This window comes from Kitasatospora putterlickiae, from assembly GCF_039527695.1.
GTDB lineage: Bacteria > Actinomycetota > Actinomycetes > Streptomycetales > Streptomycetaceae > Kitasatospora > Kitasatospora putterlickiae.
Genome location: NZ_BAAAKJ010000302.1, coordinates 9,569 through 13,312 on the forward strand (window position 1 = coordinate 9,569; position 3,744 = coordinate 13,312).

Sequence of the window (3,744 nt, forward strand, 5' to 3'; positions counted from 1 at the left end):
CCCCCCCCCGCCGTCCCCCGCGTCCGGGCCGTCGTCCTGCCCGACCGGCTCGGGCCGCCCGCCGTCCGGCCCCGCGACCGCTACACCGGCGCGGCCTTCGACGCCTGCACCGCACCCCCGCTGGAGACCCTGCGGGCGTGGCGCGACGCCTCGCCGTACGGGGCGGTCGGCATCTACACCAGCGGCGGCCAGCGCGGCTGCGCCCAGCCCGGGCTCACCGCCGACTGGGTGCGCCAGGCCCGGGCGATGGGGTGGCGGTTCCTGCCCGTGCACGTCGGCCTCCAGGCGCCGTGCAGCGAACTGAAGCGCAAGCCGAAGCGGATCGACCCCGCGCGGGCCACCCGGCAGGGACGCGAGGAGGCCGCCGAGGCCGTCGCGGGACTGCGGGCGGTCGGGCTCGGCCACGGCAGTCCGGTCTTCCTGGACATCGAGGCCTACCCGTCGCGCGACCGCGCCTGCGGCCAGGCGGTCGTCGACTTCGCCGTCGGCTGGACCCAGGCGCTGCACGCGGCCGGCTACCGTTCCGGCTTCTACTCCAGCCTCGACTCCGGCATCGCCGACCTCGCCGCGGCGGCGCGGGCCGGCGCTTCGCCGCTGCCCGACGTGCTCTGGTACGCCCGCTGGGACGACCGCGCCGACACCGCCGGGGGCGGGCCGCTCACCGCGGACCTCTGGGCCCGGCACCAGCGGGTCCACCAGTACCGGGGCAACGTCGAGGAGACCTACGGCGGGGCGACGCTCACCGTCGACCGCAACCAGGTCGACGCCCCGCTGGCCGGCTGACGGGCCACCGCGGGCGGCCGGTCAGTCCCGGGGCGTGAGCCCCCGCCAGCCCCGGCCCTGGCAGTAGCGGCAGGTCTCCGGGACGTACCCGGTGCCGGTGCGCCCCGCCCGCAGGCCCTTCCGCGCCTGGGTCCGCACCCCGCTCGAACAACACGGGCACGGCACCCGGAACCCGGCCAGACCCCGTCCCACCCGCCGTTCGCCGCGTCCGTCGCCCATGGCCCCAGTATCCCGGCCACCGGCCCGCGCGCCCGGCCACCCCCGCCCGACCGGGGGGAACGTGGCCGGACCGTGGCCGGGTCGTGATCGGGACAACGCGGCCGGGATGCTGACATCGGGGACACGGCGCGGCAGAATCGGCCCTACTGCCCGTATTACCGCCCAGTAGCCGGGGTTCGGCCGGGGCCGGGGCAGGAACCGCCGCAGTGCCGCCCAGGTCGAGGAGGACCCGTGTTCAGCACGATGCAGGACGTACCGCTCACCGTCGCCAGGATCCTGGAGCACGGCTCCACGATCCACGGCGGGTCGACGGTCACCACCTGGGACGGCACCGGTCCGGTGGTCCGGACGTACGCCGAGGTGGGCGCCCGCGCGGCGCGGCTCGCCTGGGCCCTGCGCGACGAGCTCGGCGTGACGGCGGACGACCGCGTCGCCACCCTGATGTGGAACAACGCCGAGCACCTGGAGGCCTACCTCGCGGTGCCCGCGATGGGCGCGGTGCTGCACACCCTCAACCTGCGGCTCCCGGCGAACCAGCTGTCGTTCATCGTCAACCACGCCGCCGACCGCGTCGTCATCGTCAACGGCACCGTCCTCCCGCTGCTGGCGGCGGTCCTGCCCGAGCTCGCCCCGACCCTCAGGCACATCGTGGTCAGCGGCCCCGGCGACCGGTCGGTGCTGGCCGGCTTCGCGGGCGGCGTGCACGACTACGAGGAGCTGATCGCGGACCGGCCGACCGCCTACCCCTGGCGGTCCGACATCGACGAGCGCCAGGCCGCCGTGCTCTGCTACACCTCCGGCACCACCGGCGACCCGAAGGGCGTGCTCTACAGCCACCGCTCGGTCTACCTGCACTGCCTCCAGGTCAACACCGGCGACAACTTCGGCTTCACCCCGCGCGACACCGCGCTGCCGGTCGTCCCGATGTTCCACGTCAACGCCTGGGGCATCCCGCACGCCGCCTTCATGTCCGGCGCCGGCCTGCTGATGCCGGACCGCTTCCTCCAGCCCAAGCCGATGGCCGAGATGATCGCCGCCGTGCGGCCCACCGTCAGCGCGGCCGTGCCGACGATCTGGAGCGGCCTGCTGGACGAGCTGGACGCCGGCGACTACGACACCTCCAGCCTGCGCATGGTGGTGATCGGCGGCTCGGCGTGCCCGCCGTCGCTGATGAAGGGCTACGAGGAGCGCCACGGCATCCGCGTCATCCACGCCTGGGGCATGACCGAGACCTCGCCGCTCGGCTCCTTCGCCCAGCCGCCCGGCGGCCTGACCCCGGAGGAGGAGTGGCCCTACCGGGTCACCCAGGGCGTCTTCCCGGCCTCCGTCGAGGCCCGGCTGATCGGCCCGGGCGGCGAGCGGATGCCGCACGACGGGGTGTCGGCGGGCGAGCTGGAGGTGCGCGGCCCGTGGATCGCGGGGGCGTACTACGGGGGCGCGGGCCAGGACCCGCAGCGCCCGGACGACAAGTTCTCCGAGGACGGCTGGCTGCGCACCGGCGACGTCGGCACGATCACCGCGGACGGCTACCTGACCCTCACCGACCGGGCCAAGGACGTGATCAAGTCCGGCGGCGAGTGGATCTCCTCGGTGGACCTGGAGAACCACCTGATGGCCCACCCGGAGGTCGCCGAGGCCGCCGTGGTGGCCGTCCCGGACGAGAAGTGGGGCGAGCGTCCGCTGGCCACCGTCGTGCTGCGGCCGGGCGCCACCGCCGGGCTGCCGGAGCTGCGGGCCTTCCTGGCCGGGCGGATAGCCTCCTGGCAGCTGCCGGAGCGCTGGGCGATCGTCGAGTCGGTGCCGAAGACCTCGGTCGGAAAGTTCGACAAGAAGGTGATCCGCGCGGACTACGCGGCGCGGAGGCTGGACGTCACCCGCCTCGGCAAGGAGTAGCGGGAACGGACGAGGGCCGGCCGCCCCGGGAAGGGGTGGCCGGCCCTCGGCGCGTCCGGGGCTCAGCCCGCCGCGGCGACGCCCGCCTCACCCATCGCGCCGATCCGCCCGAGCAGGTCGACGATCCGGGACTGCACGTCGTCGCTGGTCGAGCGCTCGGCGAGGAAGAGCACCGTCTCACCGGTGCGCAGCCGGGGCAGCTCGCGCGGGTCGAGGTCCACCGAGGTGTAGACGACGAGCGGGGTGCGGTGCAGCCGGTCGTTGGCCCGCAGCCAGTCCAGCAGACCGACCCGGCGGCGGCGGATCTGCATCAGGTCCATCACCACCAGGTTGGGCTGCACGCTGCTGGCCCGGGCGACGGCGTCGTTCTCGTCCACCGCGTGCTCGACGTGCATGCCGCGCCGCTCCAGGCTGCCGATCATCGCGGCGGCGATGTCCGGGTCGCCCTCGACCAGCAGGACGCGCGGGGCGTGGTTCTCGCCGTCGCGCGGGGCGAGGGCGCGCAGCAGGACGGCCGGGTCGGCGCCGTACGCGGCGTCCCGGGTGGCCTGCCCGAGGCCGGCGGTGACCACCACCGGGACCCGGCTGTTCAGCGCCGCCGTGCGCAGCGACTGCAGGGCGGTGCGGGTGATCGGGCCGGTCAGCGGGTCGACGAAGAGCGCGGCGGGGAAGCCGGCGACCTGCGCGTCCACCTCCTCGCGGGAGCGGACGATCACCGGGCGGTAGCCGCGGTCCTGGAGCGCCTGCCGGGTGGCGGCGTCGGGCTCGGGCCAGACCAGCAGGCGGCGCGGACCGCCGTCGGGGGCCGGGGCGGGCGCCGAGGCGGGCTCACCGACCTCGCCCCGGCCG

4 protein-coding genes are annotated in these 3,744 nt (G+C 75.6%); 2 read left to right on the top strand and 2 right to left on the bottom strand.

Annotated features, from left to right (window positions below; translation table 11 throughout):
- Positions 1-171: 171 nt before the first annotated feature.
- Complete coding sequence (locus ABD308_RS39795; protein WP_425554877.1) at positions 172-783, top strand: DUF1906 domain-containing protein; 612 nt, start codon at positions 172-174, stop codon at positions 781-783.
- Between the two features lie 21 nt (positions 784-804).
- Here ABD308_RS39795 and ABD308_RS29135 read toward each other — a convergent pair whose 3' ends face one another.
- Positions 805-1,002, bottom strand: coding sequence for a hypothetical protein (locus tag ABD308_RS29135; RefSeq protein ID WP_344340972.1), 198 nt, complete (start codon positions 1,000-1,002; stop codon positions 805-807).
- Positions 1,003-1,233: 231 nt separating this feature from the next.
- Here ABD308_RS29135 and ABD308_RS29140 point away from each other — a divergent pair, with 231 nt between their 5' ends.
- The gene (locus ABD308_RS29140) at positions 1,234-2,895 is read left to right on the top strand and encodes a long-chain fatty acid--CoA ligase (RefSeq protein WP_344340979.1); all 1,662 of its coding nucleotides are present in this window, start codon (positions 1,234-1,236) and stop codon (positions 2,893-2,895) included.
- 62 nt (positions 2,896-2,957) lie between these two features.
- Here ABD308_RS29140 and ABD308_RS29145 read toward each other — a convergent pair.
- On the bottom strand, positions 2,958-3,744 hold a 787-nt coding region (locus tag ABD308_RS29145), incomplete at its 5' end, for a response regulator (protein WP_344340985.1).